The 18,559-nt window shown below is 73.4% G+C and carries 17 protein-coding genes and 1 pseudogene; 7 read left to right on the top strand and 11 right to left on the bottom strand.

The window, feature by feature from the left end:
- Positions 1-481: 481 nt before the first annotated feature.
- The 3 genes from ACFTXQ_RS02500 to ACFTXQ_RS02490 are packed head-to-tail and all read right to left on the bottom strand — an operon-like array spanning position 482 to position 3,007.
- Positions 482-1,300, bottom strand: a complete 819-nt coding sequence (locus tag ACFTXQ_RS02500; RefSeq protein ID WP_382635078.1) for a class I SAM-dependent methyltransferase — start codon at positions 1,298-1,300, stop codon at positions 482-484.
- A 13-nt stretch (positions 1,301-1,313) separates the two neighbouring features.
- Positions 1,314-1,589 carry a 2Fe-2S iron-sulfur cluster-binding protein gene (locus ACFTXQ_RS02495; protein WP_382635076.1) on the bottom strand — a complete coding sequence of 92 codons (276 nt, stop codon included), beginning with the start codon at positions 1,587-1,589 and terminating at the stop codon, positions 1,314-1,316.
- Positions 1,586-3,007, bottom strand: coding sequence for a hypothetical protein (locus tag ACFTXQ_RS02490; protein ID WP_382635074.1), 1,422 nt, complete (start codon positions 3,005-3,007; stop codon positions 1,586-1,588). Before ACFTXQ_RS02490 ends, ACFTXQ_RS02495 begins: the two co-directional genes overlap by 4 nt.
- Positions 3,008-3,136: 129 nt before the next feature.
- Here ACFTXQ_RS02490 and ACFTXQ_RS02485 point away from each other — a divergent pair, with 129 nt between their 5' ends.
- The 3 genes from ACFTXQ_RS02485 to ACFTXQ_RS02475 all read left to right on the top strand — a co-directional run bounded on the left by ACFTXQ_RS02485 (position 3,137) and on the right by ACFTXQ_RS02475 (position 4,405).
- Positions 3,137-3,667, top strand: coding sequence for a GNAT family N-acetyltransferase (locus tag ACFTXQ_RS02485; protein WP_382635072.1), 531 nt, complete (start codon positions 3,137-3,139; stop codon positions 3,665-3,667).
- An 18-nt stretch (positions 3,668-3,685) separates the two neighbouring features.
- The gene (locus ACFTXQ_RS02480) at positions 3,686-3,874 is read left to right on the top strand and encodes a hypothetical protein (RefSeq protein ID WP_382635070.1); all 189 of its coding nucleotides are present in this window, start codon (positions 3,686-3,688) and stop codon (positions 3,872-3,874) included.
- Positions 3,875-4,063: 189 nt separating this feature from the next.
- Positions 4,064-4,405 (top strand): hypothetical protein, encoded by a 342-nt coding sequence (locus ACFTXQ_RS02475; RefSeq protein ID WP_382635068.1) that lies wholly within the window; start codon positions 4,064-4,066, stop codon positions 4,403-4,405.
- A gap of 10 nt (positions 4,406-4,415) precedes the next feature.
- On the opposite strand, the gene ACFTXQ_RS02470 is transcribed toward ACFTXQ_RS02475, so the two are convergent.
- The 5 genes and pseudogenes from ACFTXQ_RS02470 to ACFTXQ_RS02450 all read right to left on the bottom strand — a co-directional run bounded on the left by ACFTXQ_RS02470 (position 4,416) and on the right by ACFTXQ_RS02450 (position 9,130).
- Entirely contained in the window at positions 4,416-5,108 is a 693-nt protein-coding gene (locus tag ACFTXQ_RS02470; RefSeq protein WP_382635066.1) for a DUF4232 domain-containing protein, read from the bottom strand.
- A gap of 291 nt (positions 5,109-5,399) precedes the next feature.
- Positions 5,400-5,648, bottom strand: a pseudogene (locus tag ACFTXQ_RS02465) (respiratory nitrate reductase subunit gamma); the annotation flags it as partial.
- Positions 5,648-5,812 carry a hypothetical protein gene (locus ACFTXQ_RS02460; protein ID WP_382635064.1) on the bottom strand — a complete coding sequence of 55 codons (165 nt, stop codon included), beginning with the start codon at positions 5,810-5,812 and terminating at the stop codon, positions 5,648-5,650. The pseudogene ACFTXQ_RS02465 and the gene ACFTXQ_RS02460, both read right to left, overlap by 1 nt.
- Positions 5,809-7,023, bottom strand: coding sequence for a glycosyltransferase (locus tag ACFTXQ_RS02455; protein WP_382635063.1), 1,215 nt, complete (start codon positions 7,021-7,023; stop codon positions 5,809-5,811). Before ACFTXQ_RS02455 ends, ACFTXQ_RS02460 begins: the two co-directional genes overlap by 4 nt.
- 511 nt (positions 7,024-7,534) lie before the next feature.
- Entirely contained in the window at positions 7,535-9,130 is a 1,596-nt protein-coding gene (locus ACFTXQ_RS02450) for a TROVE domain-containing protein (RefSeq protein ID WP_382635062.1), read from the bottom strand.
- A 326-nt stretch (positions 9,131-9,456) separates the two neighbouring features.
- Between ACFTXQ_RS02450 and ACFTXQ_RS02445 the strand changes: the two genes are divergently transcribed.
- Positions 9,457-10,170, top strand: coding sequence for a hypothetical protein (locus ACFTXQ_RS02445; protein ID WP_382635060.1), 714 nt, complete (start codon positions 9,457-9,459; stop codon positions 10,168-10,170).
- A 145-nt stretch (positions 10,171-10,315) separates the two neighbouring features.
- Complete coding sequence (locus tag ACFTXQ_RS02440) at positions 10,316-10,528, top strand: hypothetical protein (protein WP_382635058.1); 213 nt, start codon at positions 10,316-10,318, stop codon at positions 10,526-10,528.
- 17 nt (positions 10,529-10,545) lie between these two features.
- Here the strand turns inward: ACFTXQ_RS02440 and ACFTXQ_RS02435 are convergent, their stop codons facing one another.
- Positions 10,546-12,093 (bottom strand): DUF6056 family protein, encoded by a 1,548-nt coding sequence (locus ACFTXQ_RS02435; RefSeq protein ID WP_382635056.1) that lies wholly within the window; start codon positions 12,091-12,093, stop codon positions 10,546-10,548.
- Positions 12,094-12,291: 198 nt separating this feature from the next.
- Between ACFTXQ_RS02435 and ACFTXQ_RS02430 the strand changes: the two genes are divergently transcribed.
- Entirely contained in the window at positions 12,292-13,806 is a 1,515-nt protein-coding gene (locus ACFTXQ_RS02430; RefSeq protein ID WP_382635054.1) for a hypothetical protein, read from the top strand.
- A gap of 35 nt (positions 13,807-13,841) precedes the next feature.
- On the opposite strand, the gene ACFTXQ_RS02425 is transcribed toward ACFTXQ_RS02430, so the two are convergent.
- Together ACFTXQ_RS02425 and ACFTXQ_RS02420 are read right to left on the bottom strand one after the other, a co-directional pair.
- A complete protein-coding gene (locus tag ACFTXQ_RS02425) occupies positions 13,842-14,339 on the bottom strand; it encodes a hypothetical protein (RefSeq protein WP_382635052.1) in 498 nt (165 codons plus the stop codon).
- Between the two features lie 124 nt (positions 14,340-14,463).
- Positions 14,464-16,575: a PIG-L family deacetylase gene (locus tag ACFTXQ_RS02420; RefSeq protein WP_382635050.1), complete on the bottom strand. Its 2,112-nt coding sequence runs from the start codon at positions 16,573-16,575 to the stop codon at positions 14,464-14,466.
- 345 nt (positions 16,576-16,920) lie between these two features.
- Between ACFTXQ_RS02420 and ACFTXQ_RS02415 the strand changes: the two genes are divergently transcribed.
- Complete coding sequence (locus ACFTXQ_RS02415) at positions 16,921-18,549, top strand: alpha/beta hydrolase (RefSeq protein ID WP_382635048.1); 1,629 nt, start codon at positions 16,921-16,923, stop codon at positions 18,547-18,549.
- The last annotated feature ends 10 nt before the right edge of the window (positions 18,550-18,559 follow it).

Here is an 18,559-nt window from a genome sequence, read left to right as displayed (position 1 = left end):
GCCCAGGGCGAGGACGGTACCCGCGAGGGTCTTCTTCGAAGCGGCGATGCGGCGGATGACGGCGTTGGACACGGATTGACCTTCCGAAGGGGACAGGGACGGTCGCGGGCATGCCGGAGCATGCGTGAGCCACTCACGCGAGGGAGAGGGATTCGTCGGCGGCGGGTGAAGCACCCGGGCCGCCCTGCGACTCATCCAGTTCTACAGACGCCCCCACCCCCTCGCAACGACCCCGCCTACTAGCCGCCCTCGCAGCCGGGGCGCAACGACCCCCTGGCCGTAGCGGGAGATGTCCTCCCATAAGGGGTCAGTAGGGGCTACTATCGCGGTTCGTATGTGACCTGGGTCCTGTGGGGCGGCTCACCGCCCAGGGCCCCGAATCTCACGCTCCGCGACCGCCCGTACCCCTTCCGGCGGCCGGGTCGGAGGCGATTCCGGCCCCCGAATCGAAGGAGACGAGCGCCCCGGAGGCAGCATTGGATCAGCCGGGCAGGCGGGTCCAGGCGCCGACCAGCTCGGCCAGGTAGACCGCGCACGGGGTGTCCCGCAGTTCCTCGCGGAGCCGGTCGATCAGCGTGCCGGGATCGATGTCACCGGGCGTGACCACGCCGGACTCCTCGGCGAAGGGGAGCGCCGTGAGGAGCGTATGGCCCAGCATGACGACGGCCGATTCCCTGTCCGCCGGCGTGGGCACCGCCACGGCGAGGTCGGGGCCTGCCAGCCCGGCCTCCAGGAACAGGGAGTACAGCCGCTCGCCGGTGTCCAGGGTGCGGCCAGCGGCGCGCAGGCAGTCGTTGACCACCGCGATGCACCTCGTCAGCAGTGGCAGTGCGGGCACGGACCGGATCCTGGTGGTGTTGAAGTCCTGGAAGGTGATCACGCCGCCGGGGCGGACCAGCGTGGACAGGGCCCTGATCGTGCCGGCCGGGTCGGGCAGGTGCATGAGGATCAGGCGCCCGACGACGGCGTCGACCGGCCGGTCGAGGGTGACGTCGGGGAGGGTGGCCTGCCGGAAGGTGACGTTCCCGAGGTCCAGCTCCGCCACCCGCTGCCGGGCCGCGTCGAGCACGCTCGCGTCGGCGTCCACGCCCACCACCGAACCGGTCGGCCCGACGATGGCCGCGAGCTGGATCGAGACGTCGCCCGCCCCGCACCCGACGTCGAGGACGTCCATCCCCGGGGTGATCCCGGCCATCTCCAGGAGCCGGTCGGTGTGCTCCGCGTAGAAGACGGCCTGCGTCGCCAGGCGGCGGCTCTCGTGGTCCGAGTGCCGCAGGACGTAGGCCGGCTGGCTGGTCATGGCTGGGTTCTCCCTAGTCCGCGACTTCGATGGTGACCGTGCCGAGCACAGTGGCCTGGCAGGCGAGGCGGCAGTCGGGCGACAACGCCAGTACGTCCAGCACCGAGCGCTCGTCCGGCCCGGCCGGGCTGAGGTTGTCCGCACCGGACATCACCTTGATCATGCAGGCGCCGCACCGGGCCGCCCGGCAGCCGAACGTGACGGGGGTGTCGTGCTCGTCGCAGATGTGCTGCATGGTCGTGCCCGCGACGGTCTCGATCCTGCGGCCCGCGATGTTGACGGTGATCACGGGCGGACCCCTCGGCTTGCCGCCGCGGGCGGGCTGTCCGGTTCCGTCGGGCGGGACACGTCGCCCGCCGCCGCGGTGTCCTCGACCAGGCCGGCCATCTCTGACATGAACTGCTCGTGGTTCGCCGCGGCGCTGTCGAACACCCGGCCGGTGGTGGTTCCGCCCTTGAGCACCTGTCCGCCGAGGTGGCGGTGCATGGTCCGGAACAGGGTGAAGGTCTGCGTGCAGGCCCGGTACGCCTCTGCGAGCGGGCGGTCTCCGGACTCCTGGACCCATGTCCTGAGCGCGGGCTGCGCGTCGTAGATCATACGGAAGAACGCCTTCCAGTCCTCCGGTACGAACCTCAGATTGTTCGCCCGCGCCGCGATGACGCCGGGGTGGCTGTAGTTCACGTGGAACAGCGAGTCGAGCATCAGCATGAAGGGGAGCTGGTAGCCCGAGGCGACGCCGGTCACCTCGTCGCCGACCCAGCCGCACGTGACCTGGATCCGCCGGAACTCGTCGGCGTCGATCCGGGGGATCAACCGCTTGGTGATCATGTAGACGTTCCGGAGCACCGCCTGCACCATGCGCAGCGCCCGTGCACCCTCGGCGCGGTCGTCGGCGGCGGCGCACTCCAGCGCGTGGCAGCCCCAGCCGTAGAGCGGGGCCCCGAACGCCTCCACCGCGTAGAAGGCCTGGTACAGCTCCAGTTCGCTCCGGTTCCCCTCGTTCAGCCAGAACGCCGGGCGCATGCGGTCCACGGCGGCGACGTCCCGGTGGGACAACTCCGCGCCGCCGCGCACCCCCTCCAGCTCGAACGCCAGCATCGTCATCACGATCTGGTTGAACCGGGGGATCGTTCCGACCGCCTCCGCCGCGGGGCCGAGCAGGCTCCCCAGCGGTTCCGGCATCCGGCTCGGCCCGGTGGCCACGTCGGCGCGGGGATCGCCCTGGCGCCACATGTGGTTCAGGTAGATCAGCGGCCCCATCAGCCGTTCCGCCCCTGACGGGGGCAGCAGCGCAGCCTGCCGTACGAGGTCCCGGTCCAGGCCGGCCGCCCGGTCCGCGAGCCACGCGCGGAACCCGGCCGCATGGCCTTTGGCGTACTGCCCGGCGGCCTCCCGGCAGAGGTCCGCGACCGGGCCCCGGAAGTCGGGGGCGCGTTCCAGCAGGAAGCCGGTCCGGGTGGAGGCGAGCGTGCCGAGGGCGCGCAGCGGCCCCAGGGCCAGGAAGCGGGACGCGTCGTCGTGGCCGGGCGGCGTCCGGGCGAACAGCGTGTCCCGGCGCCCACCGCCCAGCACCACCAGCGGAACCTCGATCGGGCGCACCCCGCACACCGGCTCGCCGACCGGGCGTAGATCGGTGCTCAACTCGGCCATCGGCACCACGAGGGGCGCCGTGAGCGGGTGCTCGACGGCCATGTTTGCACGCGGCATGATCCCCCCGGAGCTACGGCTGCACTACCCGCCGGGAGACGGAGGAACCCACCCGCGCACCCGTCGTCACAGCGATCCTAGCCGCGGCCGGCACTCCGGGAGAGCGGTTCCAGAATCTAGACTTCCGCCATGAACGACACCACACTCGGCATACGTATCAGACCGGGCGGCCTGGACGACGCAAGCTCCGTACTGGACATGCTCGACTCCGCCGTGGCCTGGATGAACGACCGCGGCAACACCGAGCAGTGGGGTACGACACCGTATTCGCAGAAGCCCGGCGGGGTGGCACGGGTGGAGCGGTACATGACCGGGAACGCTCCGCACATCGCTGAGTTGGACGGCGCCCCTGTCGGAGTCCTGGTGCTGGACTCCGGGCCCAGCCCGCAGATGCCGATCGCGCCGGCCGGGGAACCCGAGCGGTACGTCCGGCTGCTGGTCTCCGACCGGCGGCACGCCGGCCTGGGCATCGGGGCGGCGCTGCTGGCCCATGCCGTGGAGGAGACCCGGCGGGCGGGCGTGGAGCTGCTGCGGGTCGACTGCTGGGCGGGCGGCGGGGGCGAACTGGTCGCGTTCTACGAGCGCAACGGTTTTGACCCCACCGAGCGTTTCCTGTCCGGGGCGTGGCCCGGACAGGTGCTGGCCAGGCGGGTCGTCTGACGCAGCGGCGGGGCGCTCTTGGTGATGCTGTTACGCCGCCGTCCGCTGCGCGTTCCCGTCCGCGTCCCGGACGCCGCGCGAGGAGCGGAGGGCGCCCCCGACGGCGGTCGCGGGCGTGCCACCGACCTCGACGCGCTCGCGACCGGCATCGTCGACACCCTCCTCCCCGGCGTGGGCCCGCGCCCGTCCCGGGAGTCGGGGTCGTAACGGACGCCGAGCAGGGCGCACGCCCACCACAACCGATCGGACCGGATCCGCGTCCTACTCGCAGAGTCGTCTCCGGCCGCCCGGGCGGAGCCACGCCAACCCTGGAGGGGCATCATCGGCACGTTCACCCCTGACCGGACCGCACGACCGCGGCGGAGGACCCTCGTCGGCTGGGCACTGCTGGGCGCCGTGGCAGGCGTCCTGCTGACCGCAGTGCTCCTGACCGCCCTGTGGTGGCCGCAGCGGGAGATCACGTACCGCGCCGATGCACCCTCATCGGTGGTCTATGCCGACGGGTCGCCGCATTCCCTGGCGCTGGTCCACGAACACACCCTGTCCGGGCGGCACTCCTACAGGATGGTGATCGGCAGGGATGCGGTGGCGTCCTACGGGCACTGGGTGGGCATCGACACCACCCTGGGCGCGAAGGGGATCGAAGCCACCACCTGGACGGAGTCCGGAGTACGCGTCCGCTTCTCGACCGGCCACGAGGTCTTCGTCCCCGCCCGCTTCTTCCTGTACGGCAGGTGAGCTGCGCTCCCTAGTTGGTGCCCGACCTGAAGAGGAGGTCCTCGATCGCGTGCAGATCGGTGTTCCAGTACGTGACGCGGGGGGCGGGGCCGACGGTGAGGGAGCCCACTTCGTCCGACAGCCTGATGTCGAGCGGTGCCACGTCACGGTTGCTGTTCAGGGCGCGGTCCTGGTAGCCGAGGGAGAACGAGGTGACGGTCCGGGTCTCCTGGCCCGCCCGGAAGACGGACACGCCCGCGTACGCCTTCTGCTTGGGCCCGATCGTGGCGACGGCCCGCGGCTTGGAGTCCAACGGGCTGACCGGATCCCGGGTGTCGGTGCCGAAGCGCACGTACGGGTAGTGGTACAGGGTGCAGGGCTTGTCGGTGATGTTGGTGGCCGTGATGAGGAGGTGCTGCCCCGAGTCCTGTCGCCACCCCGACGTGTCGATCGACAGGTCGTTGTCGTTGCAGGCCGCGATGGCCGGACTGCCGCTCGGGCTCTGCGAGGGGCCGGCCGTGCCACCGCCGCCGGACCGAGTGGGGCCGGGCGTGCTCGGGGTGGCGGAGGGGGTGGGTGCGGCGGTCGCGCCCGGGGTGCCCGAGGCGGTGGGGCTCTTGCCGTTGTCCGGGCCTCCGGACTGACAGGCCGTGGTCGAGAGGAGCGCGGCGACGGCCGCGACCCCAAGGGCGTAGGACTTCCAGCTCGTGCGGGCAGTGCGCATGTTGGCCCCCGTATGCCTTCACATGGCTCGAATGATGTGGTCGACCCTTCGGTTCTGCCCTGTGCGATCGCCGAAATCCCGCCTCCGCGGGACCGTTACCGACTCAGGACGTGAAGGTCACCATTCCGCCCAAGTCAGTACTTGATGCGCTCCCATCCCCGGCGCGGAGGGCGGCCCGCGAGCTGCTCGAGGTCGCGGCTCCGGTAGACGACGTACGGGCGGAAGAGGTACTGATCGCGGCGAGCAGGACGACGTACATGAGCTTGTCGAAACCGGCCGCGCAGCCGCCGAAGAGTGCTCGGTCATGCCGAAGGCGTCGGTCCAGGACTCGGGGACGAAGAGGCCCATGAGGTGGCCCACGAGGACGAACAGGAGGCCGTAGTGGAACATCGGCGAGGCGATGTTCAGCAGCCGGGATTCGTAGACCTCGGAGGAGCGGGTGGTCCAGCCGAACTCGTCGTAACGGTGGCGCCAGACGAGGCCGGTGACGAGCAGCGCGACGACGATGTACGGGAGCGCGCCCCACAGGAAGGTGTTCATCAGCGGTCTCCGGTCAGGAGGGTGTCGCTGCCGGTGGCGGCGGCGAACTCCAGCACGGCGGGCAGGTGGTCGGGAATGACATCCCGCCAGTCGAGGCGCGCAGCCGCCGCCGGTGGAGCCCGCCGGGCGGGGAGCTCACTGCCGGGCGATCCCGCACGGTTCACGCGGGCACGGCGTCGAGCAGCAGTTTCGCGGCCACGGCCGCCCCGTCGGTGCGCATCGTGCCGGCCACGGCGCGCGCTCGTGCGCGGGTCTCGGGGGTCAGGGCCGTGGCGAGCGCGGCGGACAGGGAGTCGACGGTCGGGGTCCGGCCGGCGTGTGCCGCGCCGATGCCCAGCTCGGCCACCCGGGCGGCCCAGTACGGCTGGTCCGCGATCTGCGGTACCACCACCTGTGGCGCGCCGGCCCGGGCCGCGGTCGTCGTCGTGCCCGCGCCGCCGTGGTGCACGACTGCGGCCACCCGGCGGAACAGTGCCTGCTGGTTGACCTCGACGACGGAGAAGCAGTCGTCGGAGTCGTCGATCGGGGCCAGGCCGGCCCAGCCGCGGGCGAGGAGTAGGCGCCGCCCGTGTACGCGGCTCGCCTCGACGGCCACCCGGGCGATGTCCTTCGGGGCGTGCGCGGCCATGCTGCCGAATCCCACGTACACCGGCGGGGCGCCGGCGTCGAGGAACGCCTCCAGACCTGCCGGGAGCGGGCGGTCGTCGGGCAGGATCCACGCTCCCGTCTGCACGATGTCGAGGTCCGTCATGCCCTGCGACGGACACAGCGTCGCGTCCGCCGCCAGCCACGGCCGGTCGGTGAACACGTGGTCGCGGACGTTGTCGACGGGGGGCAGGCCGATCGCCGCCCGATGGCTGCCCAGCGCCTCGCCGTACAGCCCGTTCACCCTCTGGGCGTCCTGCTCCCACAACACCCGGTTGTCGGTCTCGTCCTGCGGGGATCGCGGGCCGGGCCGCGCCCCGGGGCGGTAGTGCCGCGACGGCAGTCCGAAGATGTGGAAGCACGCGTACACGTAGCGGATGCCCAGCTTCTCGGCCACGTCTCGCGCGCCGGCCGGCATCAGGCCGGTGGCCAGCAGCGCGTCGCATCCCTCGGCCGCCGCGGTGAGCGTCGCGAACCGCGCGGCGACCAGCTCGGGAGCGAGCCGCAACGCGTCTTGCGCCGTCGGCGGTTCGGCGCCGGCCACCACCGAGCGCACCGTCGGGCCGAGCGGCACCAGCTCCACACCGACGCGTGCCAGCAGCGCCGCGAATTCCTCGTCGGGCGGCGCGCACACCCGCACCTGCGCGCCGGCTTCGCGCAACCCCACCGCCAGTCCCGCCAGCGGTTCCACGTCTCCGCGCGATCCCCACGTCGTCAACAACACGCGCACTTCGCGACTCCCGTTTCCGTAGTTTCCGGCTTTCGGCCGCCGATTCTGCGGTACGACCGGGCTCTTGCCGCAAGCCCCCCGGTCCGCTATAGGTTGACAGGGGCAGGGAGTGGACGGATGTACCCCCGGGCTGCCGGTCAGAGCGGGTCGAGGAGCATCAGGACCTCGCGGCCACGGAACCCGGGATGGGTCTGCAGGTGGTGGACCGAGCCCCAGTGCGCGACGAGCCGGAAGGGATCGCGTCCGAGGACGACCCATCCGGCAAGGGCGTCGTCGGATCCGGCGAGGATGAGTCGGCTGCTTGACGGGTGGGGGCGTTCGAAGAGCGCGTCCGCGACCGGCGCGACGTCGTCGTCGTGGACGGGTGGGAAAGGGAATCCCGCGGCGCCGCCCGCGTTCGTGACGGTGATCCAGCAATCGACGAGCCGGCGCCGCGGTGATCTGGGTGAGGGCCGGCATGCTCTCCTGATGCATGAGGGGGAGCATCGCAGGCGGCGCCGGTCCCTGGGGATCAGGCCGGGGCGGCGGTCCACGGCCAAGCGGCCTCGCGGCCGGCCTCGATGAGGGCGACCATCCGGAACGCGGCGTCCGTGAGACCGCCGAAGGTGTGCCGGTGGGGGCCCGTGGGACCGTGGGCCGGCCGGTACCCCGCCAGGTTCCACGTGTAGACCGGGACGTCGGGCGGGACCGGGTCGGCCGGGCTGCGGGGGCCGTAGGGGGCCGCCTGCTCGTCGGTGGCGATCAGGACCCGGTCGTGCCCCCGGTAGTGGGTCCGCAGCGCCTGCGTGGTCTGGGTGCCTCCGAGGTCGTGGAACCGTTTCAGCACCTCGAGCACCGGCTCGCCCGGCTCGAACGGCACCTGTCGGCTGTCCGAGCCGAACTCCACCAGATCCGCCTGCTCGGCACGCATGGCCAGCGCGGTGCCGAACACGGCGGCCGCGTCCGCCCGGTTCAGCTTGGACCGCTCCGAGGCGGCGTCCCAGAACATGGAGCCGGACCGGTCCACCAGGATCAGGGTCCGGCCGGGCAGGGTCGGCACGTTGGCCAGGGAGTGGCCCAGTGCCGTTTCCAGCGGAGCCGCCCAGCGCCGGGACGGCGCGTGCTGGTGGGCGGCCAGGTAGCGGAAGGGGAACTGCCGGGACCGGGCGACCTCGGCGGGGTCCGAGAGCCGTGCGGCGACCCGGGCCGCGACGTCGTCCAAGACGCCGGCCGCGTCGAAGTTCCGCAGGTTCCGCAGGAGCGCCATCGGCCCCATCGATGGGATCACCGCCTCCCAGACGGCGGCGTCCATCGGTCCGTGGAGCCAGCCCGCCAGGGCCTCCCACGTCATGCCCGCCGCGGCCAGCCGCTCGGCGCCGCCCGGCCCGGTCACCACCGCCCGCCGCTCGTCCGCAGCCGACTCCATCAACGCCCGATGGGCCGTCAACAGGCGGTCGGAGGCCGGCGGAACCGCCTGCTCGGGGCGGTGGGTGCGGTCCAGGGCGTAGCGGAACAGCGCGCCCTGCCAGGGCTTGTCCGGGTCGGGGGAAGCGTGCACGAGGTTGAGCACGTCGCCGAACCGGAAGGCCTTGGAGGCGGTGTCGTACTTGAGCAGGGACCGGGAGGTGTACAGCCGCCGTACGCCGTCGGCGATGCCTCGCTTCACGGGCTGCGGCAGGTTCCGGCCGTACGCCGAGACCCAGTGGGCGAGGAGTTCGCCGGGCTCGTCGGCGCGCTGGAGCACCGAGTCGATCACGGAGCGGTTGGACGGACCTGCGGACACCCCGGCCTCGAGCCGGGCCCGCACGTACGCGGCGGCTCCCACCAGGGACGCCGTACGCATGTTGCCCTCGCCGCGCAGCCAGCGCAGCAGGCCGGCCGTCCATACGGGTTCCCGGACGGCGAGTTCGCGGACGAGACGGGCGTACCGGCCGTCCCGCTCCTCGCCGCTCTCGTAGAAGGTCCGCTGGGAGACGAAGTTGCCTACGGCGAGGAGGAAGAGCTCCTCGCGGGGCCCCCGGACGTAGGCCGGGCCCCTCTCGTAAGTGCGGAAGTGCGGTCCGGCGGGCCGGTGGTGGAGCCATGGCGGGGAGCCGGCGGCCGCCTGGACGTGCGGGGCCACGAGCATCTCGGACCAGACCTTGGAGACGCGTGGGGTGTGACGAGGCAGCGAATCCCCCCCGGATTCAAAGGATGGGACGGCCCCGGCCGAAAGGTACGACGGGGCGAATACGCCCGCGCCTGCCGAGATCAAAGGTGGCGGTGGCGTCACTTGGTTGTCAGAAGGAAGTAGCCGCAGCCGGGCGCATCGGAGGCGCGGACGCGATGCCAAACCTACAAGGGCCATCCGGCCGCGCACCAACGATTAATGCGGGCAACGCCGATTGTCAGTGGTGGGCGGGAGGATGGGACCGTACCGCTCGACCGGCAACACCCAAGGGAACGTTCATGTCCATGCCCTCATCCTCATCCGCACCCGCACCCGCACCCGCATCCGTTCCCTTCCGCTTCCCCACCGGCTGGTGCGCGACCGACCTGGGGTCCTACCGTCCCTGCGAATTCACCTACGAGGTCTACCCCTTGGAGAGCCTGCCCTCCCTGGACGCCGCCGCCCTCGACGGCACCTTCGGGTGGCTTGACGGGTCGGACGCGGCGGGTTCGGGTCACGAGGAGCACCTCACGGCCGTGGAGGCGGCCCTGGCGCCCCTCGGCCTGCAGCTGCCCGAGGATTTCCGCACCTTCTACGGCAAGGGCAGCCTCTGCGGCGCGTTCGACGAGGTGTCGGTGACGGCCTGCTGGAGCGACCTGTCCGGCCCGCTGCCGAGCCCGGCCGAGGACGGCGCCCGCCTCATACGCTTCCTGCGGGACCAGCAGGACTGTGTCATCTGGTACCTGTACCTGCGCCCCTCGGGGGAGGCGTTCGTGGTGTGCTCGCATCTGGAACTGGAGTCCGCCGGGCAGGAGCTGAGCGGGGCGGAGGCGGCCCGGTTCCGTGCCGCTGCTGCCGACTCCCTGGTGCGGTGCGCCTCGACCTTCGCGGAGTTCGCCTTCCGTTTCGTGGTGGAGAACGAGCTGTGGATGCACCTCAACACCACGAACCCCGAGGCGGCGTTGGCCCCTCATGCCCAGGAGTACCTCGACCACTACGCGGCGACCGCGACGTCCTGACCCGGGCGGCCGTGGCGGGCACCTGCCCGGCATTCGGGTGGCGGCGCGCCGTGTCGGGCCGTCGGCGTCGGCCGGGTTCGCCATCCTGGGCCGGGCGCGGCATCGCAGTGGCCGCCGCCCTCCCCACGGCGAGAAGGAGTACGGCATGCCGACGGACGCGGTCGGGCGTTTCCTCGCGGCTTTGGACCCGCACCACCGGGACGCCCTCACCGGCAGACCACAGGAGGAGCAGGAACGGCTCGCGGCCGCCTGGGAGCGGGAGCTGGAGTCGGACGACGAGCTCGACACGCTCGACGAGCTGTCTCCCTCCGCGGCGGAGGCCGAGGCGGCCCGTCGCATCATGGACCGCGAAGCCTGAGCCGGTCGTGCGCCCGTTCAGAGGCGGTGGATGCGGTCGATGCCGTACCACTTCGAGACGCAGGCGGCGACCCAGTCGCGCGCGTAGTCGGAGGTGAAGAAGGGCTCGGCCAGGTTCCCGACGTACAGGGGCCGGTAGCCCACGTCCTCGGTACCGCGGGCGGCCTCGGCGCGGATGCGGGAGTTCTGGGCGTCCCAGGCCACGGCGTGGGTGACCGTGTCGGTGGTGAGCCGCTGCAGGCCCGGGACGAGGGCGGCCAGCGCGAGCAGGGTCAGCGCGCCCGCCGCCACGACGGCCGTGCCCCTGCTCCGGCGACCGGCCGGGAAGCGGTCGGCCGCCCACTGGCCGAGCAGTGCGCCGTAGCCGCACAGCGCCAGTTCCATCACCACGAGGTAGCTGGTCCACGTACGGGCGTACGTCCAGCCGGTCGGGCCGTAACCGCTGCGCAGGCCCACGACCACCGCGAACGACCCCAGTGCCACCACCAGCACGGGGAGCAGCAGCAGGGCGGCCGCGGTCTTCCGGGGGACGGGCGGCCGCGGCTCCCGGCCGGCGGAGGCGGCGAGGCAGAGGCCCAGCAGGACACCGACGGCGGCGGCGCCCAGGTAGGCCCACTGGCCGGCGACCGAGTGCCACATGCGCAGCCAGTCCCCGGCGGTGGCCCTGAGCTCGCCCGCCGAGAGCAGGGACTCCCCGGCCGGCTGCTGCGCCCGGCGCCACCGGGCGCCCGGTGACGTGTAGAGCACGACCAGACCGCATACGAGACCGGCGCAGTAGCACAGGCACCAGGTGAACGGGTGCCGGTTGCGGGCCAGTCCGAGGCGGGGCAGGGCCAGCAGCCCGGCCACGGCGGCGAGCAGGCCGCTGACGAGCGCGAACGGCTCGCTGAGCGTGCCGAGGACGAAACCGGCGGGGAACGCCGAGGCGAGTCCGGCCCTGCGCACGGCGGCGCGGGGACTGCGGGCGGTCCGGATGCCGAGCAGGAGCGCCCAGAGTCCGATGACGCTGGGAACGGTGTGGGAGATCGTGGCGGGAGCCCACAGCAGCACCTGATAGCTGCGCGGGCCACCGTAGTAGAGCAGGGCCTGGACGACCAGGGCGCAGGCGGCCAGGGCGAGCAGGACCGGCGGCCGGGGGCTGCCGCCGCGGAACCGGATGAACTCGCGGCCCAGCAGGACCAGGCCGGCGGTGAAGGTGACGGCGATGAGCGTGGGCAGGATCTTGGGGCCGGCCAGTCCGTCGCCGTAGACGATTCCGCTCAGGAAGGCGTTGGCGATGCGGCCGTTCTGCGTGGTGTAGAAGTCGGAGGTGATGCCGGTGACGCCCAGGTCACGGGCCTTCCAGGCCATGCACCAGTCGTCGGAGGCGGGGCGCACGTAGAGCCCGAGGAAGCATCCGACGGCGATCAGGGCGCCGGCGGCCAGGGTGAGTATCCCGCCCGCTGCCGGCAGGAGCCCGCGGAGCGTCGCGGAGGCGCCGCGGAGGGTCCGGCGGCCTTCGGCCCCGCCCCCGTTCCCGCCGTCGTTCCCGCCCTCGCGCTCGACTTCCGTCGCAGCAGTTCCCATGCACCCACCCTTCACAGCGAGGCGCGGCCGGATGATCTGACGATACGTCCGCCGATTGTGCCTGCACCCTCCGGCGCCGGCTGCCGGGACACGAGTGCGCCGGTGCGCGCGGCGGGGTCGAATCACCCGGGCGGTGGCCGTGCCCTGGCAGGGTCGGTGCGGCTCTTCCAGGATGGGGACTCGACGGAAGGAGGGGCGGTGCCCCGTGTCCTGCTCGTCCGCTGGGCGGTCGTCGCGGCGTCCCTGGCGGGCGCCGCGTTTCCCGTGTGGGCCGCGAAGCCCCCCGCGCATCCCCCCGCGAGGCCCTCTGCGGGACCCTCCGCCGGCCGGCCCGGCGGGGACGAGCGGCCGGTGCTCTTCGTCCAGCCCCTCGGGCACCAGAGCCGCGGCGCCGCCGAGGGCAGCTACCTCCCCGTGTCACTGCTCGCCGCCCCCGCCGTCGGCCTGCTGTCCAACGCGAGCGCCGCCGAGGGCATCTCGCCGGCCACCGCCAAGGGGGCGCGGTACGTCGAGCGGAGCAACGTACTGCGGCTGCCGTCGGGCCGGTGGAAGTACCTTCCGGCCGGCCGGACGACATCGGTCGTGGTGGGCCCGGACGATCCCGCGGCCCGGCTGCAGATCGTACGGAGCCGCGCCTGGCTGGCGTCCGGCACGGTCCCCGGCAGAACGCCCGAGCAGCGTGCCGCGGCCGAGCGGGCCCTCCTGGCGATGCGCGCCCTGCTCCGGCCGAACGGTGCCATGGCGGCCGGGTGGACCCCGCCCTGGAGGTACGACTGGCCGCGCGACTCCAGCTTCGCCGCGGCCGCGTTCGCGCACACCGGCCACGACGCCGAGGCCTACCGGATCCTCCGCCACAACGCCGCGACGCAGCGGAGGGACGGCACCTGGGAGGCGCGGACGAAGCTCGACGGGTCCGGTCCGCCGGACGGCAGACGGTGGCAGCTGGACGCCAACGGCTGGGTTCCCTGGGCGGCCTGGCAGTGGTACCGGGAGGCGCCCCGGGCCGGCCGCCCCGCCCGGCTGGCCGCGCTCTACCCGATGATCCGCAGGGCGGCCGACCGGGCGGCGGCCTCGCTGGGGGCCGACGGCCTGCCTCCGGGCTCCCCCGACTACTGGGAGCTGGCGACCTCCACGGCGAACATCGGGACGGCGGCTCCCCTGCTCGCCGGACTCAACGCGGCCGCGGACCTGGCCGCCGAGGCGGGCCGCCCCGGCGACGCGGCGCGCTGGGCCCGGGCGGCCGGGCGGCTGTCGTCGGGGATCGCCGCGAAGTTCGCGCCCGGGGGCTATCGGCGCACCGCGGACGGGCTGCACGGGCACGACAGCGCGGTCGCGTTCATGGCGCCGCCCTTCAACGCGGCCCCGGCCGATCTGCCCCGGGCACTCGACGCCACGTACGAGGCCCTGCTGCTGCCGAACGGGGGGCTGACCCCCGGGAACGTTCCGACGGCTCCCTGGGGCCAGGACGCCTGGACGCCGAGCACCGCGTTCTTCGCGCTCGCGTGGGCCGGTACGGGGAGGACGGCGAAGGCGGGCCGGGTCCTGGACTGGGTCCTCGCCCGGCGCAACGCGCTCGGCGAGCTGCCGGAGAAGGTGGACGCGGCGGGCAGGCCGGCGTCGATCGCGCCGCTGGCGTGGACGGGCGCGATCACGGTGCTCGCGCTCGTGGCGCTCGACGGGGCGGCCCTTCCCACGCCGCCGCTGCGGCACTAGGGAAGGGCACCAGGAAAGCCCTGCACCGCGCGGGATCAGACGGGCTGCGTGCCGTCGCCCGGGGGCGGAGCGGTGCGGACGCCTTCCAGCGCGGCCAGGAGGCGCTCGTAGGCGCGCCGCTCCGCCGCCACCGCGCGCCGGAACGGCGGGTGGTGCGGATCGCGCCGTGCCCGTGCCTGCCCGGCGGTGGCGGCGCGCAGGGCCCGGGCCCGGTCCAGGGCATTGACCGCCTCGACGCACCCGGGGTCGAGGAGCCGGTGGTCGATGACCTGGCCGAGGGCGAGGTCGGCGAGGGTGCCGAGCCGGTCGAGCTCGTCGACGCAGGTCACGGGGGCCGCCTCGTCGCAGGGCGCGTCGAGGGCGCGGGAGATGGAGCCCAGAGTGGCCTTGAGGTCCGGGTACCCCCAGGCGGGTGAGGTGTCGTTCCGGCAGGCCGTCGCGAAGGCCGCGAGGGTGGCGGCGGAGGCTATGGACGCCGCCGCGCGGAGGGTGCCCGCGCGTACGCGCGGGTGGGTTGTGCGGAAGGGGGTCACGTGGAGCCCGATCGTCCGTTGGCCAGGACCCGGCCGCCGTCGGCCTGCGACGGGGTCGGGCCGCCATCGTCACCCGCCCCGCCCGGCCCGGCCACCCGGCCACCCGGAGCCTGCCGCGGGGGCGCTACGGCAGGGGCTTGACCGGTGAGGGCGGTACCGCCAGGTGCCACGGGGTGGGGGGACGGGTGGCGGAGGGATCGGAACCGGGGGCGGGAGGGGCCGTGACGACGTGCAGTTCGGCGTCCAGGCCGAGGGCCGCCGCGAGGGACGGACCGCCGGGCGGGCCGGCCACGGCCGACGGGGCGCCCGTGTACAGCATCTGGGACTCCTGCCAGGACGGCGGGCCGTCCGTGCCCGCCACGCCGATCGTGCCCGTGCCCGCCCTGCCCGCGAGCAGCCGGCCCGCGACGCCGACGGCTCCGTAGCCGGCCTGGCCGCCGGCCTCGGCGACCGGGGAGAACGCGGGGGCGCCGCCGTCCGCGCCCGCGGTGGCCAGGGTCGTCGCCACGGTGCCGGTGCCGGGCCGGCGGAAGTACAGGCGGACCCCGTCGCCGTCGGGGCTCGCCGAGAGCACGCCGGTGGTCTGCTGCAGCCCGGTCCGCACCGCGGCGCCGAGCGGGCCGCCCGGGGTCGGCTCGACCCAGGCCAGCACGGAGCCGGTGGTCGCGGCGTACACGTGGCGCCGCCCCGATGCGTCGGTCGCGGTGACCGGATCGCCCTGGAGGCCCGCGCCGCCCAGGGACTGCCACGCGCCGAACGCGCCGTCCGGGGTCTCCTGCGCACGGGCGCGCAGGGTGCGCCGGGAGTCCCGCACGTACACCGTCATCCGGCCGGTCCGGTCCACGGCGACGGAGGGGCCGCCGATCGCCGTGGTGTCGGGGCGGTCGACCGCGTCCGGGCTGCCCAGCGACAGCCACGGGCCGAACGCTCCGTCGGGCGCGGCCTGGACGGCGTACACGAGCTGCCTGCGGTATTCCTGCGGGGTCGTGCCCAGGGTGGTGCGGGTGGCGAACACCGCGAGCCTGCCGTCGGGCAGCCGGACCGCCGTCGCACCCGTGTCGAAGCCGGTGCCGGGGAGGAAGCGGGGGCCCTCCCAGGGGGCCTCGGGGCCGCTGCGCGACCAGTACGCCATCCGGCCGTCCAGTACGGCGAAGGCCCGGAGCCGGCCGGGGGCGCCCTCGGCCATCCAGGAGGTGCCGTCGCCGCGGCTGTAGCGGATGGTCTGGCTCCAGCCGGCGCCGGCGGGCCGGGTCGCGGTCTTGCGGTCGCCGCAGCCGGCGGGGCTGCCACACCAGTCCTGGTGGTCGGTCCAGGCGTAGGTCTTGAGGTAGCCGAGCTTCTCCTCGGCCGTCTGCGGGTCGAGGGTCGGGGGCAGCGAGCTGTTGGGGTAGCTGACGTAGTTCTGGACCGAGAAGTGCGGCCGGTCCGCGGACTTCGCGTAGCGTTCGGCGGCGGCCTGGACGAAGCGGGCGCCGTACATGTGGTCCTGGTGGTCCAGGAAGGCACCGCCGCCCTCCGCCCGGCCGGGGGTCGGGTCCTGCGTGCGTATCGTGGTCGGCGCGTACCGGCGGAACACGTTGGCCACGGCTTCTATCGCCTGGTCCTTCGTGTACGAGAACGCCTGCCTGACCGGCGTCCCGGAGGTCAGCTGGGCGCCGAGGGCGGGTATCCGGCCGTCCCACAGGCCGCGCAGGCTGTCCGGGTTGTCGTCGGAGATGCTGCGGGCCTCGCGCAGCTCCATCCACACCAGGTTGACCTCGGGTCTGGCGACTAGGACGTCGACCTCGGCGCTCCCGCCGCCGGCGGTGGGCACGGCCGTCCGCTTCCAGGCGCTGGTGCGCAGACCGGTGGCCATTTCCGCGTAGGCGGCCCGGATGCCGTTCTGGCGGGCCTCGGCGTAGGCGGCGCGGTCGGCGGGGCCCGCGGCGTCGTCCAGGTGCGGGCTGTGGGCCTCGTTGCGGCCGTCGGATTCGCCGGAGGTCAGGTAGACGGTGGTGACCTTGACGCCCGTCGATATGGAACGGCTCACATCGGGGTTCATGAAGAACAGGTCGTCGTCGGGGTGCGCGACGACCTGGAGGACGGATCCCTCGGTCACGCTCGCCGGGACGACCGCGGCGGGAGCGGCCGGACGCGGCGCCGCCCCGTCGGCGTAGGCCCAGGCGGTCACGCCCGCGACGCCGACGGAGAGCACGGCGAGCGAGGCCGCGAGGCGGGTGCGCCTGGCCAGGGACATCTGAGAACGCCTTGAGGATCGGTCCGGTGCGGAAACCCGCCTGGGAGGTCAGTCGGTGCCCCGATGGCTCCACCGCTTCCGGAGACGACCGGCGGCCGATTATGCCCCACTCGATTTGACCTGACACACCATCAACGGGGATATCCAATGAAGTCAGAACAAATCAGACATCTAGCCAATGTCGGTATATGCGCCACCCTTTGAAAGCGAGGTGACGACCCGGGCGTCGTCGGAGCCTTACACCTCTGGTTGTAGGCGAAATCAACTCCTGGGGGGCCGACACGGGCGGCGGTCGGCGGCTACGTTGTCGAGCGTTCCGCCCCACCCGTGACGGAGGAGCGCCGCATGCAGAACCCTTTCGCCGATGGCCCCCGCAAGCGAGTGGTGTGGGAAATGGCACTCGTCCTGACAGCGGTCACCGCGCTCCTCGGGGCAGCCCCCGGGGCCGCCACGGCGACGACCCCCACCGCTCCACCCGTCCCCGTCCCCGTCCCCGTCCTGTCCTGGACCCCCTGCGACGGCGCCGACGGCCCGGGAGACGGCTTCGAGTGCGCGACCGCCCAGGTGCCGCTGGACTACCGGCGGCCCACCGGACGCACGATCCCCCTCTCCGTCACCCGGCGGCTCGCGGCCGACCGGGCCCACCGCACCGGCGTCCTGGTGCTGCACCCGGGCGGGCCCGGCAACTCCGGCGTGAACTTCGCCCGCGACAGCTACGAGGCGCTGCCCGCCGCCCTCCGCGACACCTTCGACGTCGTCGGGTACGACATGCGCGGCGTGGCGCGCAGCGGTCAGGTGGAGTGCTGGAACGACCAGGAGTACTCCGCCGCCGTCGACGCCGCCCGCGGCGTACCCGGCCCGGGAGCCCTGCAGGGCGCCCTCCGGCAGGGTCTCGACTTCGCCACCGCCTGCCGGCAACGGTCCGCGGACCTCGTGCCGTTCATCGGCACGGCCTCGAACGCCAAGGACATCGACCTGCTGCGCCAGGCCCTCGGCGAGGAGACGCTCTCCTTCTACGGCCGTTCCTTCGGCAGCTACGTCGGTACCGTCTACGCCGCGCAGTTCCCCCGGCGCGTCCGCGCCATGGTCCTGGACGGCGCCTACGATCCGCAGCACTACGCCGACGTTCCGTACGCCTACGACGCCGGGCAGTTCGTCGCCCTGGACGCGGCGGTCGGCCGGTTCCTGGACTGGTGCGCGCAGAACGCCGACGCCTGTGGATTCGGCGAGGGCCGACCGCGGCAGGCCTTCGAAGAGCTCAAGCGGGCGCTGGACGCCGATCCTGTCATCACCAGGAGCGGACGCCCGGCCACCGGCTACACCCTCGCCTACCGCCTGATGTTCAACATCAACGCGGGCAAGGTGATCTGGCCCGAGCTGGGGCAGGCCCTGCGGGCGGCCCAGGCGCACCAGGGTTCCTTCCTGCTGAACCCGCCCTCACCCGCGTCCTTCGACTTCCTCAACGTCAACACGGCCGTCGAGTGTGCCGACCGGGTCTATCCGACGAGCCCCCTGCTCCTGGGCGCCCTGGTCGGCGCCCACGTCGCCTCGGCGCCGCTGCTGGGACCCCCCATCGGCCTCGGACCGCCCACCTACGACCACAACCACGCGCCCACCTGCGCCCAGTGGCCGGCCGAGCGCCCGAGCCGCTACGAGGGCTCGTACCGGGCGGCCGGATCGGCCCCGATCCTGGTCCTCGGCACGACCGGGGACCCGGACACCCCGTACCAGGACGCCGTGACCCTCGCCCGGACGCTGGACAACGGGCGGCTGCTGACCTTCGCCGCCGAGGGACACACCGCGTACAACCGGAGCGCGTGCGTCAGCGCCCTGGTCACGGACTACCTCGCCACCCTGGCGCTGCCCGCGCGGGGCACCGTCTGTGCGGACGAGACGCCGCCGGAACCCTTCGGCCGCCGCACCTCCGGCAGCGAGGTCGACGAGACGCGCGATGTGATCCCCGCCCTCCGCTGAGCAAGGCGCC

This window comes from Streptomyces sp. NPDC057010 (assembly GCF_042673805.1).
Classification (GTDB): Bacteria; Actinomycetota; Actinomycetes; order Streptomycetales; family Streptomycetaceae; genus Streptomyces.
Note: the sequence above shows the minus strand (reverse complement) of the source record. Positions and strands in the feature narration are given on the sequence as shown.